This is a genomic window from Streptomyces sp. NBRC 110035, assembly GCF_000829695.1.
In the GTDB taxonomy this organism is placed as follows: Bacteria; Actinomycetota; Actinomycetes; order Streptomycetales; family Streptomycetaceae; genus Streptomyces.
The window spans coordinates 13329-29526 of sequence record NZ_BBNN01000029.1 but is presented as its reverse complement, the minus strand read 5'-3'; the positions used below and the strand labels follow the sequence as shown (position 1 = coordinate 29526).

Genomic DNA, 16198 nt, shown 5'->3' with positions numbered 1-16198 from the left:
ACTAACGGCACGGAACGGCCTCCGGCGACGCCGGTGGCGTATTCCACATCCTCACAACTGGGCAATTCGTGCATATCCCTTGACGGGGCTTCACGGTCTGGGAGTCACCTGAGAGCCGGCTTTACGCGCAGGTGTCCTCGGCGGCCGTGTTCCCGGAGAACGTCGGCGCGGGGGAGGCCGCTTCGGCCACTTCCTCCGGCTGTTCCCCGGATTCGTTCCGGGTGACCTTTGCGTCACCCTCCGTGTTTTCGTCGTCCGGATTTCCGGACGGCGCGCCGGACCCGGACCCGGCGCCGGTGGCGCTGCCCCGGCCCTGTGCGACCGTGACCGGCGCGTCCCTGCGCAACCGCTCGAACAGGGCCTCCGCCTCGGGCTGTGAAAGCTGGTCCCGATTGGCGTCGTTCGTGTACGGCTCCCGGGGGACGGTGAGGAATTGCACGCGTTCCGCGGGGATGTCGCGCAGTCCGCGGACGAGTTCGTACAAACCCCGCAGGCTGGCCAGTCCCGGGTCGGTCGTCAGTGCCGAAGTGGCCGCGTCCAGCACGGGATACAGCTTGGCCGGATTGAGCAGAACGTCATTGCCGCTCGCCTTGTTGACGAGTGCCCCGAGGAACCGCTGCTGGCGCTCCATACGGTGCGTATCGCTTCCGTCACCGAGGGACTTGCGGGCGCGGACATAACCGAGGGCCTGTTCCCCGTCCAGCGTCACCCGGCCCGCGGGCAGCTTCAGTTCGGCCGCCTTGTCGTCAATGGGTTCACGCAGACACACCTCGACGCCGTCGACCGCCTCGACCATCTTCTTGAACCCCTGGAAGTCCACGACGACGTGATGGTCGACGCGAATGCCGGTGAGTTTCTCCACGGTGCGGATCGCGCAGGCGGAACCGCCCCATTCGAAGGCCTGGTTGAACATCGCGAACACGGGCTCGGTGCGGCCGCCGCCCCGGCGCAGACAGCCCGGCACGTCCACCATCAGGTCCCGGGGAAGGGACACCGCGGTGGCGCTGCCCCGGCCCGCCGGCAGGTGCAACAGGATCGCGGTGTCGGACCGCTCCGTCCCCGGGTCCCGGCCGTAGCGGGCGTTCTCCTCCCCGGAGCGTGAGTCCGAGCCGATCAGCAGGATGTTCCGGGCGTCCCTGACCAGTGCGGTCGGCCGTTCCTTCTCGAACCGCGCCAGCTCGGCCGCGGCCGCCTCGTCCGGCGTGATGTTCCCGTCGAGCTTCACGTACACCGCCCACCCGGCCGCGGCGGCCACGACGAGCAGGGCCGCGCCACCGAGCCCGGCGCCCAGCATCCACCGCCGTCGCCTGTGCCGCGGGAGCCCCGCCCCGCTGGCCGAGGCTCCCGCCCCCGGCCCGAGGGCACCCCCGCCCGCCGGGTCCGCGGGGGACGTGCCTGCGGTGTCACTCATGACCGGTCCACCCCCTCACGGCGTACGGGACGGCTTGCGGCGGCATGCGGGACCGCGGGCCGGCGTACGGGCGCACGGGGCGGCGTACGGACGTACGGGCGTCGGGGAGTGGCGTGCCGCTGGTACGACGATGACCCGGATGCGCGGCGGGGGCGGGCGCTGCGCATCCGAACGGGGGAAGGGGCCCGGCGGACGGGGGACGGCCCGGCGGGGCCGGTTCGGGCGACCGGTCCGGGCCGGGGGCGCGGCTGGGTGCGAGGGCGGGGCGGCCGTCAGCGGGCGATGACGGTGACCCGCTCGCTCTCGACCCGCCTGTCCAGGGCGTCGCCCCCGAGCCGGTCCAGGTTCCGGCACAGCACCACCGAACCGCCGGTCGCCAGCGGTCCGTACAGGCCCGCGCGCAGACCCTCCCAGGTGTCGTACGGCAGCCCCGACAGGATGCGCGAGACCGGTCCGGTCAGCCCGAGGTCCGTCGCCTCCGCGCGGGCCCGCTGCACCACCTCGGCCCCGGTGAACTCCCGGCCCGCCACGATCAGCGCCGGTGCCTCGGGGTCGACCGGCGCGTACGGCGCGAACCGGTCGCCCTGCCCCGGGACCTCCACGGCGTAGTCGGCGAAGCCCTCCGGAGGCTGCGGGAACCGTCCGCCGAGCGGCCTGAGGGCCAGCGCGACCCGTGCGCCCGAGCAGGCCCGCGCGGCCTCCAGCGCGTCCGGCCCGCTCACCACCACATCGGCCGCCGCCGGGTCGCCGGACACGTCCGCGACCACGCCCACCGACGCGCACGCCAGCAGCCACACGGCGGTCTGCCAGTGCGCGGGCAGCAGCAGCGCCACGCGGTCACCGGGCTCGGAGGCCAGTTCGTCCTGCAGCAGGTTCGCGGTCTTGGCCACCCAATTGGCGAAGGTGGCCACGGACAATTCGACGCGTTCGCCCGTGGCGTCGTCGTAGAAGGTCACCAGGGGGCGTCCCGGGTCCGCGGCGAGGGCGGAACCCAGCAGGTCGGCGGGGGTGCGGTCGGTGGCGTTCACCCGCGCAAGCGTACGCGGACACGGCGGCGCGCACCGGGCGCCCGGGGCACCGGTTCGGCGCAACAGGCCCCGACAGTCCGTCAATTCCCCGATGGACAGATGTGTGCGGCCATGCCCAAGCTCAGGGGCATGCGTAGACCTTTCGCTTCCTCCGTCGGTGTCACCTGCGCGGCCGCACTCGCCCTGCCCCTGGCCCCGTCCGCCGTCGCGGCGGACGCGGGCCGGACGGCGCCGGCGGCCACCCGCGCAGCGGTGACGACCGGGGCCGGCACCCCCGGCAGCACCCAGTCGCTGCCCCTGCGGCCCCTCGACCCCGAACGCGCCTCCGACGCCGCCACGTTCGGCCTCGCCCCGCGGTCCGTACGGCACTTCTCCCTCGTCGGTGTCGTCTGGGACGACCCCGACGCCGAACTCCACGGCCGGGTCCAGGTCCGCGTCCGCGCGGCGGACACCGGCGCCTGGTCCGGCTGGCAGGACGTCGAGACCCACAACGCCGACCACGCGGCCGACCCCGGGACCGCGGAACGCGCCTCGGGCCGGGTCCGCGGCGCCACCGCACCGCTGTGGGTGGGCGCGTCGGACGGCGTGGAGATCCGGGTCCGGGCGGAGACCGGACCGGACGCGGAGCCGGAGGCCGGGTCCGGGCCCACCGGCTCCACCGCCGGGGAAGGGGCCCGGGAAGGCTCCGAGGAGTCCGCCCCGCTGCTGCCCTCCGGGATGCGCCTCGAACTCGTCGACCCGGGGGAGGACGCCCCGCCCGAGGACAGCCCTGCCGGGAGCCCCGCGGAAAGCTCCGGAGGGCTCTCGGAGGAGAGCTCCGAGGAGAACACCGGCCGGAACCCCGTCGACGGCTCCACGGGCCCCGCGGCGGAGGCCCCCCGAACCGGTGTGATGAGCGCCGGGGCGGCCGCCGCATCGGCCGCCAACGCCCCGCTCGTGCCCCTGGGGGCCACCGGGATCCCGGCGCTGACCCGGGCGGAGACCGAGGAGGAGTACCACGTCCTGCGCGGCACCGAGGCGGCCGGACAGCGGGCGGATCCGCACATCGGCCCGCGGCCCGGCATCGTCACACGCAGCGGGTGGGGTGCGGACGAGAGCCTGCGGGAGAAGGAGTTCGTGTACACCGACAAGGTGGGCGCGGCCTTCGTGCACCACAGCGCCTCCGGCAACACCTACACGTGCGCGGAGGCCCCTTCCGTCATCCGCGGCATCTACCGCTACCACACGGCGAGCATGGGATGGCGGGACATCGGCTACAACTTCCTCGTCGACAAGTGCGGGAAGATCTACGAGGGGCGGGCCGGGGGAGTGGCCGCCCCGGTCATGGGCGCGCACACCCTGGGATTCAACAGCGGCACCATGGGCGTGGCGGTTCTCGGCACCTTCGACACCACGGGTCCGCCGGCCGCCGCGGTGACCGGCGTCGCCCAGCTCACCGCGTGGAAGCTCGGACTGCACGGCATGGATCCGAGCGCGAAGACATACCTGACGTCCGACGGTGGCAATCTCTACGCAAAAGGCACGAAGGTGCGACTGAACGTGATCTCCGGTCACCGGGACGGGTTCAACACCGTGTGCCCAGGGGGGAAGCTCTACGGCGAGCTCGGCACCGTCCGCTCCGCGGCGGCCGGTTACCAGGGCCGCTGAGAGCGGCGGACCGCCGGGCCCGCGTCCCCTCCCGCCGGAGACACCGCCGTCGAAACCACCGTGCGACGGTCTGCATACACTGGCCGGCCGAAAGACAGTTCGGCCGGTCCCGGCAGGAAGCAGAGACGACAGGTGACAGAAGCGATCCTCCTGGTCGGCGGCAAGGGCACACGGTTGCGCCCGCTCACGGTGCACACACCGAAGCCCATGGTCCGGGCGGCCGGAGTGCCCTTCCTCACGCACCAGCTGGCGAGAGCGAGAGCGAGAGCGGCGGGCGTCGAGCACATCGTCCTGGCCACGTCCTATCTGGCCGAGGTCTTCGAACCGTACTTCGGCGACGGGGCGTCGCTGGGCCTGCACATCGAGTACGTGACGGAGGAGGAGCCGCTCGGCACCGGCGGCGCCATCCGCAACGTCGCCTCCCGGCTGCACTCCGGCCCCGACGAACCGGTGCTGATCTTCAACGGCGACATCCTCACGGGCCTGGACATCCGGGCGCTGGTGCACACCCACGAGGTGACGGGCGCCGACGTCTCGCTGCATCTGACGAAGGTGACGGACCCGAGGGCGTACGGCCTGGTCCCCACCGACGGCACGGGCCGCGTCCTGGCGTTCCTGGAGAAACCGCAGACACCCGAGGAGATCGTCACCGACCAGATCAACGCGGGGGCGTACGTCTTCCGCCGCTCGGTCATCGACACGATCCCCACGGGCCGGCCGGTGTCGGTGGAGCGGGAGACGTTCCCGGGACTGCTGGCGGCCGGAGCCCACCTTCAGGGCCTGGTCGACTCCACGTACTGGCTGGACCTCGGTACCCCGGCGGCCTTCGTCCGGGGCTCCGCGGACCTGGTACTGGGCCGCGCCCCGTCCCCGGCGGTCCCGGGACGCTGCGGCGACCGGCTGGTCCTGCCGACGGCGAGGGTGGCACCGGACGCCAAGCTGGCGGGCGGGACCGTGGTGGGCGAGGGCGCGTTCGTGGCGGAGGGCGCGCGCGTCTTCGGCAGCACGATCCTGCCGGGCGCGGTCATCGAACCCGGCGCGGTCGTCACCGACTCACTGATCGGCACGCGTGCGCGGGTGGGGGAGCGGTCGGTCCTCACCGGGACGGTGATAGGCGACGGCGCGGTCGTCGGCGCCCGCAACGAACTCCGGGACGGGGTCAGGGTCTGGTGCGACGCGCGGATCCCGGCGGGGTCGGTGCGGTTCTCCTCGGACGAGTAGCCGAGGCGTCGGCAGGGGGCACGGGGACCGCACAGGGGGACCGGACGGCTGAGCGGCCCGGGCCTCACAGCCGTCCGATGTCCCAGCGCGGCATCTTCGGTGCCCGCCGTGCCGGCGTCCGTCCGCTCAGCAGGACCAGTCGCGCCGCCCGGTGCCGCTGACCGGCATACGGCTCCAGCAGTTCCAGCATCGCCGCGTCGTCCGCGTCCCGGTTCCCGGCCAGCGCCCACCCCACGATGCCCGGCAGGTGCAGGTCCCCCGTGGTCACCTCGTCCGGCGCGCCGTGACTGCGCTGCACCGTCTCCGCCGACGTCCACGGCCCGATGCCCGGCACCAGTTCCAGTCGTGCCCGTGCCGCCGCCGGAGCCATCCCGGCCGCCTCCTCCAGCCGCGCCGCGACCCGCACCGCCCGCAGCACCGTGGACGCCCGCTTGTCGTCGACACCGGCCCGGTGCCACTCCCAGGAGGGGATCAGCGCCCAGGTCCGGGGCGACGGCATCACCGCCATCCGCTCGGGCGCGGGCCCGGGGGCCGGCTCCCCGTACGTGCGGACCAGCAGCCGCCACGCCCGGTACGCCTCACCGGTGGTGACCTTCTGCTCCAGGACCGACGGGATCAACGACTCCAGCACCAGCCCGGTCCGGGCCAGCCGCAGCCCCGGCCTGCGGTGCCGGGTGAGTGCCAGCAGCTTGTGCCGGGGGACGAACGCGGCCGGGTCGTCGGCGGCGCCGAGCAACTCGGGCAGCCGGTCCAGGAGCCACCCGGCCCCCGGCCCCCACGCCTCGCCCCGCACCTCGCCGCCGTGCCGCGTCACCCGCAGCGTGCCCGGCCCGGCGGGTGTCAGGCTCGTCCGCCACACGGAGCCGTCCGGCAGCGTGCGCAGCGTCGGGTCCGCGGACCCGCGCCGCAGCGGCCCGAGGACCAGCCCGAGGTCCAGCGGGCCGTCCGGCACCCACGTCCGGACCGAGGGCGGGCCGGCCGGGACCGGTGCCTGTCGCGGCACCCCCGCCGGCTCGACGGCCCGCCCGTCCCGCACGGTCGTACGAGCGGGGCGGGGGACAGGCCGGGGGGCGGGCCGGGGAGCGAAACGTCCTGCCACGGAGGGCTCCCGGGGGTAGGGGCGGAGGGGGGAGTGGTGGAGCGGTGCGGAGGCAGGGGAAGGCGGGGTGCCTACGAGGGTAGGCGCCCCGCCCTCCCGCCCGGTTCATCGCACGGCGATGAACGCGCCCGCGTCCCGTTCCGGCCGCGGCCGGGGTTCCCCGGCGGGGTGGCCCACCGCCACCGCGCCCATCGGGTCCCAGCCCGTCGGCAGGTCCAGGACCTCGCGGACCACGTCCCGGCAGAACATCGTCGACGACACCCAGGCCGAGCCCAGCCGCTCACCGGCCAGGGCGACCAGGAAGTTCTGCACGCCGGCACCCGTCGCGACCACGAACATCTCCCGCTCCGCGCCGTCCCGCCGCGCGTCCCCGTAGGTGTGCGAGCCCTCCATGACCAGGCAGGGCACGACCAGGCAGGGCACGTCGCGCAGGACGTCGCCGCGGCGGACCCGCCTGGCGACGGACTCCTCCGACCTGCCGTCCCGGCGCAGGTCCGCGATCCAGGCGTCCCGCATCGCGTCGAGCAGCCGGGTCCGGGACTCCTGCGACTCCAGCAGGACGAACCGCCACGGGGTGGTGTGGTGCGGGGCCGGAGCCGTCACGGCCGCGGCCACCGCGCGGCGCACCGCCCCCGGGTCGACCGGCTCGTCGGTGAAGGCCCGTACCGTGCGGCGCTGGGTCACCGCCTGCCGTACCGCCTCCGAGGTACCGAGCCGGAACATGTCGTCGCGGGAGTCGCGGACCACGGCCCGCGCGCCCCCGCCGTGCTCGCCGTCGGCCGTCACCAGGGCGGACAGACCGCGTACGACGGCCACCGGCAGGCCCGCGGCCTTGCCCTTGACCAGGTCGCCCGCCGCGGCGAGCTCGTCGGCGGTGGCGACCACGGTGGCGCCCAGCGGATTGCCGTACGCGTCCGTCCCGCCGCGCAGGTCGTCCAGGACGTGGACGCCCGCGGCGCCGATCGCCACGTCCGTCAGCCCCGCCCGCCAGGGGCGCCCGAAGGTGTCGGTGACCAGCACGCCGACCGTGACCCCGAGGGTGTCCCGCAGGCCCTCGCGGATCGCCCGCGCGGACGCGTCCGGATCCTCGGGGAGCAACAGCACCGTGCCGGCCGGCGTGTTGGAGGCGTCGACCCCGGCCGCGGCCATGACGAGGCCCTGCCGGTTCTCGACGATGCGCAGCGGGCCGCGCCGGGCCACCACCCGTACCGTCTCCGCGTCGATCGCGGCCTCCCGGTCGGCTGCCTCCCGCAGCCGGCCCTCCGTCTTGGAGACGATCTTGGAGGTGACGAGCAGCACGTCCCCGTCGGCCAGCCCCGGTTCCGCGGCCGCGATCAGCTTCGCGAGGTCGTCCCCCTGCCGGACCTCGGGCAGCCCCGCGACGGCCCACACCCGGTACCCGCCGGACGACGCCGCGCCACCCGCGGGTACCTCGTCGTGCGCACGCGTGCCGTTCACACCGCCTGCACCTCCTCCGCCAGGGCGATCGCCTCCCGGGCCATCCGCGCGGTGGCGTCGATGCCGGTCATCATCAGGGGCACGGCCCGGCAGCGGATGCCCGCCTCCTCGACGTGCTCCACGGCGGCCGCGTCGACCGTGTCGACCAGCCAGCCGTCCAGCAGGCCCGAGCCGTAGTGCTCGGCCACCGCCCGCGCCGTGGATTCGACGCCGACCGCCGCGAGCACCTTGTCGGCCATGCCGCGTACGGGCGCGTCGCCGACGATCGGCGACAGGCCGACCACCGGCATGCCCGCCTCGGCGATCGCCTCCCGGATGCCGGGGACGGAGAGGATCGTGCCGATGGAGACGACCGGGTTGGACGGCGGGAAGAGGATCACGTCGGCCGCGGCGATCGCCTCCAGCACCCCCGGCGCCGGCTTCGCCTGCTCCGCGCCGACCGGCACGACCGCCTCGGCCGGGACCGACGCCCGCAGCCGCACCCAGTACTCCTGGAAGTGGATCGCCCTGCGCGTACCGGAACCCGACGCGGAGCCTGCCGCGGAACCCGGTGCGGAATCCGGCGGGTTCTCCCCGGCCCCGGACCCCGCCGACGGCCCCGCCGCCGGGTCGCCGTCGGGCAGGGTGACGGCGACATGCGTCTCCACGCGGTCGTCGGTCATCGGGATCAGCCGGACGCCCGGCTGCCAGCGCTCGCAGAGGGCCTGGGTCACCGCGCTCAGCGGATAGCCGGCGGCGAGCATCTGCGTCCGCACGATGTGCGTGGCGAAGTCCCGGTCGCCGAGCCCGAACCACCCCGGGCCGACGCCGTACGCCGCCAGTTCCTCCTTGAGCCGGAAGCTCTCGTCGGTCCGCCCCCAGCCCCGCTCCTCGTCGATGCCGCCGCCGAGGGTGTACATCACCGTGTCGAGGTCCGGGCAGACCTTCAGCCCGAAGAGGTGGATGTCGTCCCCGGTGTTGCCGATGACCGTGATGTCCGCGTCCGGCGCGGCCCGCTTCAGACCGCGCAGGAAACGGGCACCGCCGATGCCGCCTGCCAGAACCACAATGCGCATGGGAAACAGTCTGTCAGCCGCCGGGCGGGACGCGGCACCGTGCCGGCCGGTCCGTCACACCGGCGGCCGGGCGGGGGCGTGCGGGGCGGGCCGGGCGGCCGGCGTCCGGGGCTCCGTCCGCGTCCCGGAGTGCGGGGCGGCCGGGTGCATCGGCATCTCGGTCAGGCCCGGGTAGTACACGTGCAGGCTGACCGCCGGTTCCAGCGCGTCATTGACGACCTCGTGCGCGTAGCCCGGCGCGAAGACCCGCTCCGTGCCCGGCGTCAGTGTGCGCGTGCCGCGTGCGGTGCGCTCGGTGAGGGAACCCTGCAGGACGGTCAGGATGCCGGAGGAACGGCCGTGGTCGTGCAGCCCGCTGCCCTGTCCGGGCACCCAGGAGAGCAGCCACACCTCGTAGCCGACGGGGGTCTCCCCCGCGAGGGCGGATCCGGGAGCCCGGGGCACGGCGCGCAGCCGGTGGTACCAGCGGCTGCTCGCGTCGTACCGCACCAGGTGCTCCCACCGGGACCGGTCGGCGGCGAGCGAGCGGGCCAGGCCGACGAACTCGGCGACGGTCGCCGGGTGCTCGCGCGGGGGCTGCAGGAGATGCGGTACTTCGAGGATGTCGCCGGCGATCTGGAGGTCGCTGTCGCTGTTCATGGATGCGGTGGTTCCTCGGAGGAGAAGGGGTCGGGAAGCGGTGGGGAAGCACTCGGGAGGCGGAGGGTGCGGCCGTCGGGCGGGGCCGTGCGGAGAACCGGCCTGTCACGGACGACGTGCCGCGTGTGTCCGGGTCACGGACGGCGGCGGAGAGTGCCCCGGTGGGAGCGGGGGGAACGGCGGTCGGATCGAGGGCGATCCGAAGGGCCGGAGCGCGTGGGGCTCAACAACCGCAACAGCTGCAGCGAGCGCGGGCAGCACCGAGGGACCCGGCGGAGCGGGTCGAGGCGAGTGCCGGGTTCGCGAGCATGCCCACAAGGACAGCGGCTCAGACTTCCGGTGTCAACTCGATGCCCGGATCGTGGGACACGGTTCACCTCATCAGGTCCACCTGCGAGGCGAAAGGTTTGCTCACGTGGTTCCGGGGACACAAGGGGCACACGGTCGGGGGCGCACGTGCCGTTGCGGTCCTGTGATCCGAATGTGATCCGGGTCGCTGTGGCGTCAGCGGGTCAACGGGGTCGAACACCCGGGCGTCCTCCTCCGTGGAGGCTCTGCGCGGGACGGGGCGCCCTGAGGGCCCATCAGAGTGTCAGCATTTATGGCGATTTGAACACTTTCGGCTTGGGCTTGGTTCCGCAGAGTGAATAAGGGGGCCAATAGCAGATCTCGGCTTGACTCGCACGGATCGGCACACTTGTAATTTCACTCGTGTCGTTCGGCCGGAATCGGTAACGGCAGCATCACGGGGACGCGAAAGACGGACGAGGGGCGCGCATGACGGAGCTGGTGGAGCAACTGCTGGTCGACGACGCGGACGAGGAACTCGGCTGGCAGGAGCGCGCGCTGTGCGCCCAGACCGACCCCGAGTCGTTCTTCCCCGAGAAGGGTGGCTCCACCCGGGAGGCCAAGAAGGTCTGCCTCGCCTGTGAAGTGCGCTCCGAGTGCCTCGAATACGCCCTCGCCAACGACGAGCGCTTCGGGATCTGGGGCGGCCTGTCCGAGCGGGAGCGCCGCCGGCTGAAGAAGGCCGCCATCTGAGGGGCGGCGCGTGGCGCACGCCACACCCGTATGTGCGCCTTGTTCTTTGACGCGTCAGACGGCCGGGATGTGCGCACAGTTGACTTGTGGCCCGTCGCGTGTGGTTTGTCCACAGGCGGCGGGCCGCCTTGCTGCCCAGCCGATAGTGTGGTTGCTCGTCCGAGACGCCACGCCGCCCCCACCGGGCACGGGCGTCCCCCACAGTCCACTGAACCGGGGCCCGTACCTCGATGTCCGTGCACAGTCACCCGGCAGCCAGCCAAGACGCCGCTGCCGCACCAGAGTTCCCGCGTCATGTGGTGACCGCGGTCCTCGTCTCCCACGACGGAGCCCGCTGGCTGCCCGACGCGCTCGCCGGGCTACTCGGCCAGGAACGCCCCGTCCAGTTCGCCATGGGCGCCGACACCGGCAGCGCGGACGACTCCGCCCGACTGGTCACCGAAGCCCTCGGCGACGACCACGTCCTGCACCTCGCCCGGCGCACCGGCTTCGGCCAGGCCGTCGATGAGTGCCACCGTGCCGCGCCGGACCTCACCCCGGACGACCTGCCCTACCTGAAACGGCCCAGCGGCTGGGACCCGGTCACGCGCAGCTGGCGCGACGACGCCTACGACCTGCCCGACCTCCCGCACGGGGAACCGGTGCAGTGGCTGTGGCTGCTGCACGACGACTGCGCCCCCGAACCCGACGCGCTGGCCCGGCTGCTGGGCGTCGTGGAGAACGAGTACGAGCTCGGCCGGGACGACGTCGCCGTGGTCGGCCCCAAGCTCCGCGGCTGGTACGACCGCCGGCAACTGCTGGAGGTCGGCGTCTCCATCGCCCCCTCCGGCCGCCGCTGGACCGGGCTGGACCGCCGCGAACAGGACCAGGGACAGCACGACCAGGTCCGCTCCGTCCTGTCGGTGTCCACCGCCGGCATGCTGATCCGCCGCGACGTCTTCGACGAACTCGGCGGATTCGACCGGCACCTGCCCCTGATGCGGGACGACGTCGACCTGTGCTGGCGCGCGCACGCGGCGGGACACCGGGTGCTCGTCGCCCCCGACGCGGTCGTACGGCACGCCGAGGCCGCCTCCCGCGAGCGCCGCGCCGTCGACTGCGTGGGCCGCACCGCCGCCTCCCCGCACAAGGCGGACAAGGCGGGCGCCGTCCACACTCTGCTCGTCAACACCCGTACCGCCGCACTGCCCTGGGTGCTGCTGCGGCTCGTCCTCGGCACCGTGCTGCGGACCTTCGCCTACCTCGTCGGCAAGGTCCCCGGACAGGCCGTCGACGAGATACGCGGCCTCGTGGGCACCCTGCTGCGGCCCGAACGCATCCTTGCCGGGCGGCGCCACCGCGGCAGCCCGCAGATCGACAAGGGCGAACTGCGGGCGCTGTTCCCGCCCCCCGGCGCGACCGTCCGCGTCACCGTCGAACAGGCCGCGAGCAGCCTCGTCGGCCGCTCCGACCCCGAGACCACCACCGGCGCCGGACGGCATGGCGGCGCCATCGAGTCCGGACCCGGCGGGGACGACGCCGACTTCATCGAGGTCGAGCGGTTCGCCCGGCTCAAGCGGATCGCCCGCAAGCCCGGCCCGGTGCTCTTCCTGCTCCTGCTGCTCGTCTCCCTCGCGGCCTGCCGCGCCCTCCTCGGCAGCGGCGCGCTCGCGGGCGGCGCCCTGCTGCCCGCCCCCGCCGGCTCCGGCGAGCTGTGGGCGCGCTACACGGACGCCTGGCACGCGGTGGGCGCCGGCGGCACCGGCTCCGCACCGCCCTACCTCGCCCTCGTCGCGTCCCTGGCCACCCTGATGCTCGGCTCGACCGGGCTCGCCGTGACGGTCCTGCTCATCGGCTCGGTGCCGCTGGCCGGCCTCACCGCCTACTTCGCCTCCCGCCCGCTCGTCGAGTCCCGGCTGCTGCGCGCCTGGGCCGCCGTCGCCTACGCCTTCCTGCCCGCCGTGGCGGGCGCCCTCGCCGGCGGCCGGATCGGCACCGCCGTCCTCGCCGTGCTGCTGCCGCTGATCGCCCGCGCGGGCACCGCCGCGAGCGGACTCACCAACGACCCCGGCGTCCGCGGCAGCTGGCGCGCGACCTGGGCGTACGCGCTGCTGCTCACCCTCGCCACCGCGTTCACCCCGATCGTGTGGCCCATCGCCCTGTTCCTCGGCCTCGGCGTCCTCGCCCTGCGCAGGTCCGACCTCCTGGCCCACGGGCTCCGCTTCCTGGCCCAGCTCGGCACCCCGCTGCTGGTCCTCGCCCCCTGGTCGCTGTCGCTGCTCCCGCTCGGCTTCTTCCAGGAGGCGGGCCTGGAGTACGGCGCCTCCGCCGCCTCCGCCCTCGACCTGCTCGGCGCGAGCCCCGGCGGCCCCGGCGCGGTCGGCGGACCGGTGCTCGTCGGCATCGTGCTCGCCGCCCTCGCGGCCCTGCTCCGCTCCGAGCGCCTCCTCGCCATCCGCGCCGCCTGGACGGCCGCCCTGGTCGGACTCGTCTTCGCGGTCCTGTCCAACGGCTCCACCTGGGCGGGACCCGCGACCCTCGTCTACGGCATCGCCCTGCTGGCCGCGGCCACGCTCGGCGCCGACGGGGCCCGCGCGCGCGTCGCCGAGCAGAGCTTCGGCTGGCGCCAGCCGGTCGCCGTGCTGATCGCCCTCGCCTGCGCGGTCGGCCCGCTGCTGGCCGCCGCCGGCTGGGTGCTCCGCGGCGCCGACGGACCGCTCGAGCGGCGCGACCCCGTGCAGGTGCCCGCGTTCGTCGCCGAGGAGAGCGGCACCCGCGACCAGGCCCGCACCCTCGTCCTGGACAGTGACTCCGCCGCCCGCGTCGACTACGTACTGGTCCGCGGTTCCGGTGCCCGCATGGGCGACGCCGAGGTCGCCGCCGCGAGCGGTGTGAACACCGGGCTCGACAAGGTCGTCGCCAACCTCGTCGCCGGCTCCGGCGCCGACCAGGCCGACCAGCTCGGCGGATTCGCGGTGCGCTACGTCCTGGTCCACCCGGGCGCGCCCCGCGAGGTCACCCGCGTCCTGGACGCCACGCCCGGCCTGACCCGGCTCAGCCAGCAGGCGGGCGGCGCGCTGTGGCGCGTCGACCAGAACGTGGCCCGCGCGACCATCGTCCCCGCGAAGGGCGACGAGGGCGAGCCCCGGGCCGTGGCCGCCGGACCGGTCGGGATCAGCACCGAGATCCCCGACGGAGCCCAGGGGCGCGTCCTGCGCCTGGCCGACGCCGCGGCCGAGGGCTGGACCGCCACCCTCGACGGCGAGCCGCTGACCCGCACCACGGTCGACGGCTGGGCCCAGGGCTTCCAGCTCCCGGCCGCCGGCGGACAGCTGGCCGTCACCTACGAGGACCCGTTCACCCACACCGTGTGGCTGTGGGCACAGGGGCTGCTCGCCGTCGTCCTCGTCGTGCTCGCGCTGCCCGGCCGGCGCCGCGACGTCGACGACGACCTGCCCGAGGAGCCGGCCGTCCCTGACGAGGCGCTCGTTGGCGACGGCCGTCGCGCCCGCCGCCTGCGTGCCCAGGCGGAGGCGGAAGCCGCGGCCGCCGAGGAAGCAGGCGCCGACGGCGGCGTGACCGAGGGGACGGACGACGGGGCCGACGCCCCGCCGGAGCCGGCTCCCGCGGTCGTTCCGCAGCAGCGGTCCCACGACGCATGGGACGCGTCGAGCTACCCGGACCCGGATCCGGACCCCGGGTACGACGGCGCCCACACCGCCGCCGCCTCGTACCCGCAGGGACAGCAGCAGCCGTCGCAACAGGAGCAGCAACAGCAGTACGCGACGGACGGCTACGGACAGCCGTACCAGGCGGACCCGTACCAGGCCGGCCAGGCCGGCCAGGGTGGCCAGTACGACCCGTACGCCTACGACGGCACGCCCCAGCAGCAGTACGACCCGAGCGCGTACGCCCCGTCGGCGTACGGGCAGGGCTACGAGGGTTACGACGGCTACGACCAGACCTACGCGCAGGGCTACGACGCGTCGTACGACCCCGAGCAGCCGCACCGCCCCCAACCGGGCAGTGAGCGTCCCGACGGGAGCCAGCAGTGAACCGCACCACCCTGTCCCTGATCGCGGGAGCCACCGCGCTCGCCGCCGTCACCGGCTTCGCCGTCCTGACCGCGCCGGACCCCACCGCCGCGGACGACGGCGTCGCGGCGGCGGCCCACCTGCCCGTGGAACGCTCGAGCCTGCTGTGCCCGACGCCCAGCGGCTCCGACCTCGCCGAGACGGCGTACACGTCCTTCACGCCCGTCACGAAGGGCACGGAGAGCGAGGGCAGCGCCCGACTCCAGCCGGCCGCCGCGGGACGGCCCGCGGAGGAAGGCACGGGCGAAGACGCCGAGGAGGGCGCCGAGGAGGGCGAGGGGGAGGAGGCAGCCGGGTCCGCGAAGCCCGAGAAGCCGGTGCTGGAGCACAAGGAGGGGCCCGGCAAGCCGGTCACCGTGGACGCTTCCGGAGCCGAGGCACCCGCGCTCGTCGGTACCGCCGAGGGCCGCTTCGCCCCCGGCTGGACCGTGCAGCAGACCACCGAGGTCGCCGCGGGCACCGGCCGGGGTCTGCAGGGCGTCAACTGCTCCGCCCCGGACACGGAGTTCTGGTTCCCCGGCGCGAGCACCGCGCCCGAGCGCACCGACTACGTCCATCTGACCAACCCCGACGACTCCGCCGCCGTTGTGGACATCGAGATCTACGGCAAGGACGGCGCCCTCGAGACCACGGTGGGGGAGGGCATCACGGTCACCCCGCACTCCTCCGAACCGGTGCTGCTGTCCACGCTCACCGACGAGGAACAGACCGACGTGACGGTCCACGTCGTCGTCCGCAGCGGGCGGGTCGGCGCGGCTGTCCAGGCCCTGGACGACTCGCTCGGCGGTGACTGGCTGGCCGCGTCGGCCGATCCGGCGGGCAGCCTGGTCCTGCCCGGCATCCCCGAGGACGCCACCGCCGTACGCCTGGTCGCCTTCACCCCCGGCGACGTCGACGCCGACCTGAAGGTGCAGCTCGCGTCGCCCTCCGGGCTGATCACACCGGCCGGCAACGAGACGGTTCACGTGAAGGGCGGCATGACGACCGCCGTCGACCTCGGCGACGTCACGCGCGGCGAGGCGGGCTCCCTGGTCCTCACGCCGACGGACGGCCCGGTGCCCGTCGTGGCGGCCGTCCGGGTGCTGCGCGGCAAGGGGGACGGCCAGGAGTCGGCGTTCGTCCCGGCGGCCCGCGAGGTCGGGGTGCGGGCGACGTCCGTCGACAACACGGCCAAGGACAGCACCCTCGCCGTGACCGCGCCCGAGGGCGCCGCCAAGGTCAAGGTCACCGTCTCCGCGGGCAGCGAGGACGGTACGCCGGCGACCGGGACGTACACGATCAAGGCCGGCACCACCCAGAACATCGAGGTTCCGGTCCCGGACGACGTGGAGGGCACGTACGCGCTGACGGTCGAGCCCGAGTCGGACGACACGCCTGTCTACGCCTCACGGACCCTCACCGCCACGAAGGACGGTGTCCCGGCCTTCACGGTCCAGACCCTCCCCGACGACCGGGGCATGGTGGCGGTACCGGAGACGGAGGAGGACCTGTCGGTCCTGCAGAAGTAGGGCCCGCCGACAGGCCGT

At 74.4% G+C, this 16198-nt stretch carries 11 protein-coding genes; 5 read left to right on the top strand and 6 right to left on the bottom strand.

The genetic code is table 11. From position 1 onward, the window contains the following. Window positions 1-121: 121 nt before the first annotated feature. Entirely contained in the window at window positions 122-1411 is a 1290-nt protein-coding gene (locus TU30_RS19420; RefSeq protein ID WP_042171701.1) for an LCP family protein, read from the bottom strand. A 272-nt stretch (window positions 1412-1683) separates the two neighbouring features. Continuing rightward, complete coding sequence (locus TU30_RS19415; protein WP_042171700.1) at window positions 1684-2439, bottom strand: TIGR03089 family protein; 756 nt, start codon at window positions 2437-2439, stop codon at window positions 1684-1686. 129 nt (window positions 2440-2568) lie between these two features. On the opposite strand from TU30_RS19415, the gene TU30_RS19410 reads away from it, so the two are divergent. Then, window positions 2569-4086 carry a peptidoglycan recognition protein gene (locus TU30_RS19410; RefSeq protein ID WP_042171841.1) on the top strand — a complete coding sequence of 506 codons (1518 nt, stop codon included), beginning with the start codon at window positions 2569-2571 and terminating at the stop codon, window positions 4084-4086. 132 nt (window positions 4087-4218) lie between these two features. Then, window positions 4219-5307 carry a sugar phosphate nucleotidyltransferase gene (locus TU30_RS19405; protein ID WP_042171699.1) on the top strand — a complete coding sequence of 363 codons (1089 nt, stop codon included), beginning with the start codon at window positions 4219-4221 and terminating at the stop codon, window positions 5305-5307. Window positions 5308-5371: 64 nt separating this feature from the next. Here the strand turns inward: TU30_RS19405 and TU30_RS19400 are convergent, their stop codons facing one another. From TU30_RS19400 to TU30_RS19385, 4 genes are all read right to left on the bottom strand, one after another. Next, a complete protein-coding gene (locus TU30_RS19400; RefSeq protein ID WP_042171698.1) occupies window positions 5372-6406 on the bottom strand; it encodes a DNA-3-methyladenine glycosylase in 1035 nt (344 codons plus the stop codon). Window positions 6407-6511: 105 nt separating this feature from the next. After that, on the bottom strand, window positions 6512-7864 hold the full coding sequence (locus tag TU30_RS19395; protein WP_042171697.1) for a coenzyme F420-0:L-glutamate ligase: 1353 nt from the start codon (window positions 7862-7864) through the stop codon (window positions 6512-6514). Beyond that, a complete protein-coding gene (locus tag TU30_RS19390; RefSeq protein WP_042171696.1) occupies window positions 7861-8919 on the bottom strand; it encodes a 2-phospho-L-lactate transferase in 1059 nt (352 codons plus the stop codon). Before TU30_RS19390 ends, TU30_RS19395 begins: the two co-directional genes overlap by 4 nt. A 54-nt stretch (window positions 8920-8973) precedes the next feature. Continuing rightward, window positions 8974-9558 (bottom strand): cysteine dioxygenase family protein, encoded by a 585-nt coding sequence (locus TU30_RS19385; RefSeq protein ID WP_042171695.1) that lies wholly within the window; start codon window positions 9556-9558, stop codon window positions 8974-8976. A gap of 777 nt (window positions 9559-10335) precedes the next feature. On the opposite strand from TU30_RS19385, the gene TU30_RS19380 reads away from it, so the two are divergent. The 3 genes from TU30_RS19380 to TU30_RS19370 all read left to right on the top strand — a co-directional run bounded on the left by TU30_RS19380 (window position 10336) and on the right by TU30_RS19370 (window position 16180). Further along, a complete protein-coding gene (locus TU30_RS19380) occupies window positions 10336-10599 on the top strand; it encodes a WhiB family transcriptional regulator (protein WP_004930599.1) in 264 nt (87 codons plus the stop codon). Window positions 10600-10829: 230 nt separating this feature from the next. Beyond that, window positions 10830-14633, top strand: a complete 3804-nt coding sequence (locus tag TU30_RS19375) for a glycosyltransferase family 2 protein (protein ID WP_078878369.1) — start codon at window positions 10830-10832, stop codon at window positions 14631-14633. After that, on the top strand, window positions 14630-16180 hold the full coding sequence (locus TU30_RS19370) for a DUF5719 family protein (RefSeq protein WP_042171693.1): 1551 nt from the start codon (window positions 14630-14632) through the stop codon (window positions 16178-16180). The genes TU30_RS19375 and TU30_RS19370 overlap by 4 nt, the downstream gene beginning before the upstream one ends. Window positions 16181-16198 lie beyond the last annotated feature (18 nt).

What these genes read in the sequence shown, in the direction of transcription:
- TU30_RS19420 (WP_042171701.1), bottom strand. Translation starts at nt 1,411, where the DNA reads ATGAGTGACACCGCAGGCACGTCCCCCGCGGACCCGGCGGGCGGGGGT.
- TU30_RS19375 (WP_078878369.1), top strand. Translation starts at nt 10,830, where the DNA reads ATGTCCGTGCACAGTCACCCGGCAGCCAGCCAAGACGCCGCTGCCGCA.
- TU30_RS19385 (WP_042171695.1), bottom strand. Translation starts at nt 9,558, where the DNA reads ATGAACAGCGACAGCGACCTCCAGATCGCCGGCGACATCCTCGAAGTA.
- TU30_RS19410 (WP_042171841.1), top strand. Translation starts at nt 2,569, where the DNA reads ATGCGTAGACCTTTCGCTTCCTCCGTCGGTGTCACCTGCGCGGCCGCA.
- TU30_RS19380 (WP_004930599.1), top strand. Translation starts at nt 10,336, where the DNA reads ATGACGGAGCTGGTGGAGCAACTGCTGGTCGACGACGCGGACGAGGAA.
- TU30_RS19390 (WP_042171696.1), bottom strand. Translation starts at nt 8,919, where the DNA reads ATGCGCATTGTGGTTCTGGCAGGCGGCATCGGCGGTGCCCGTTTCCTG.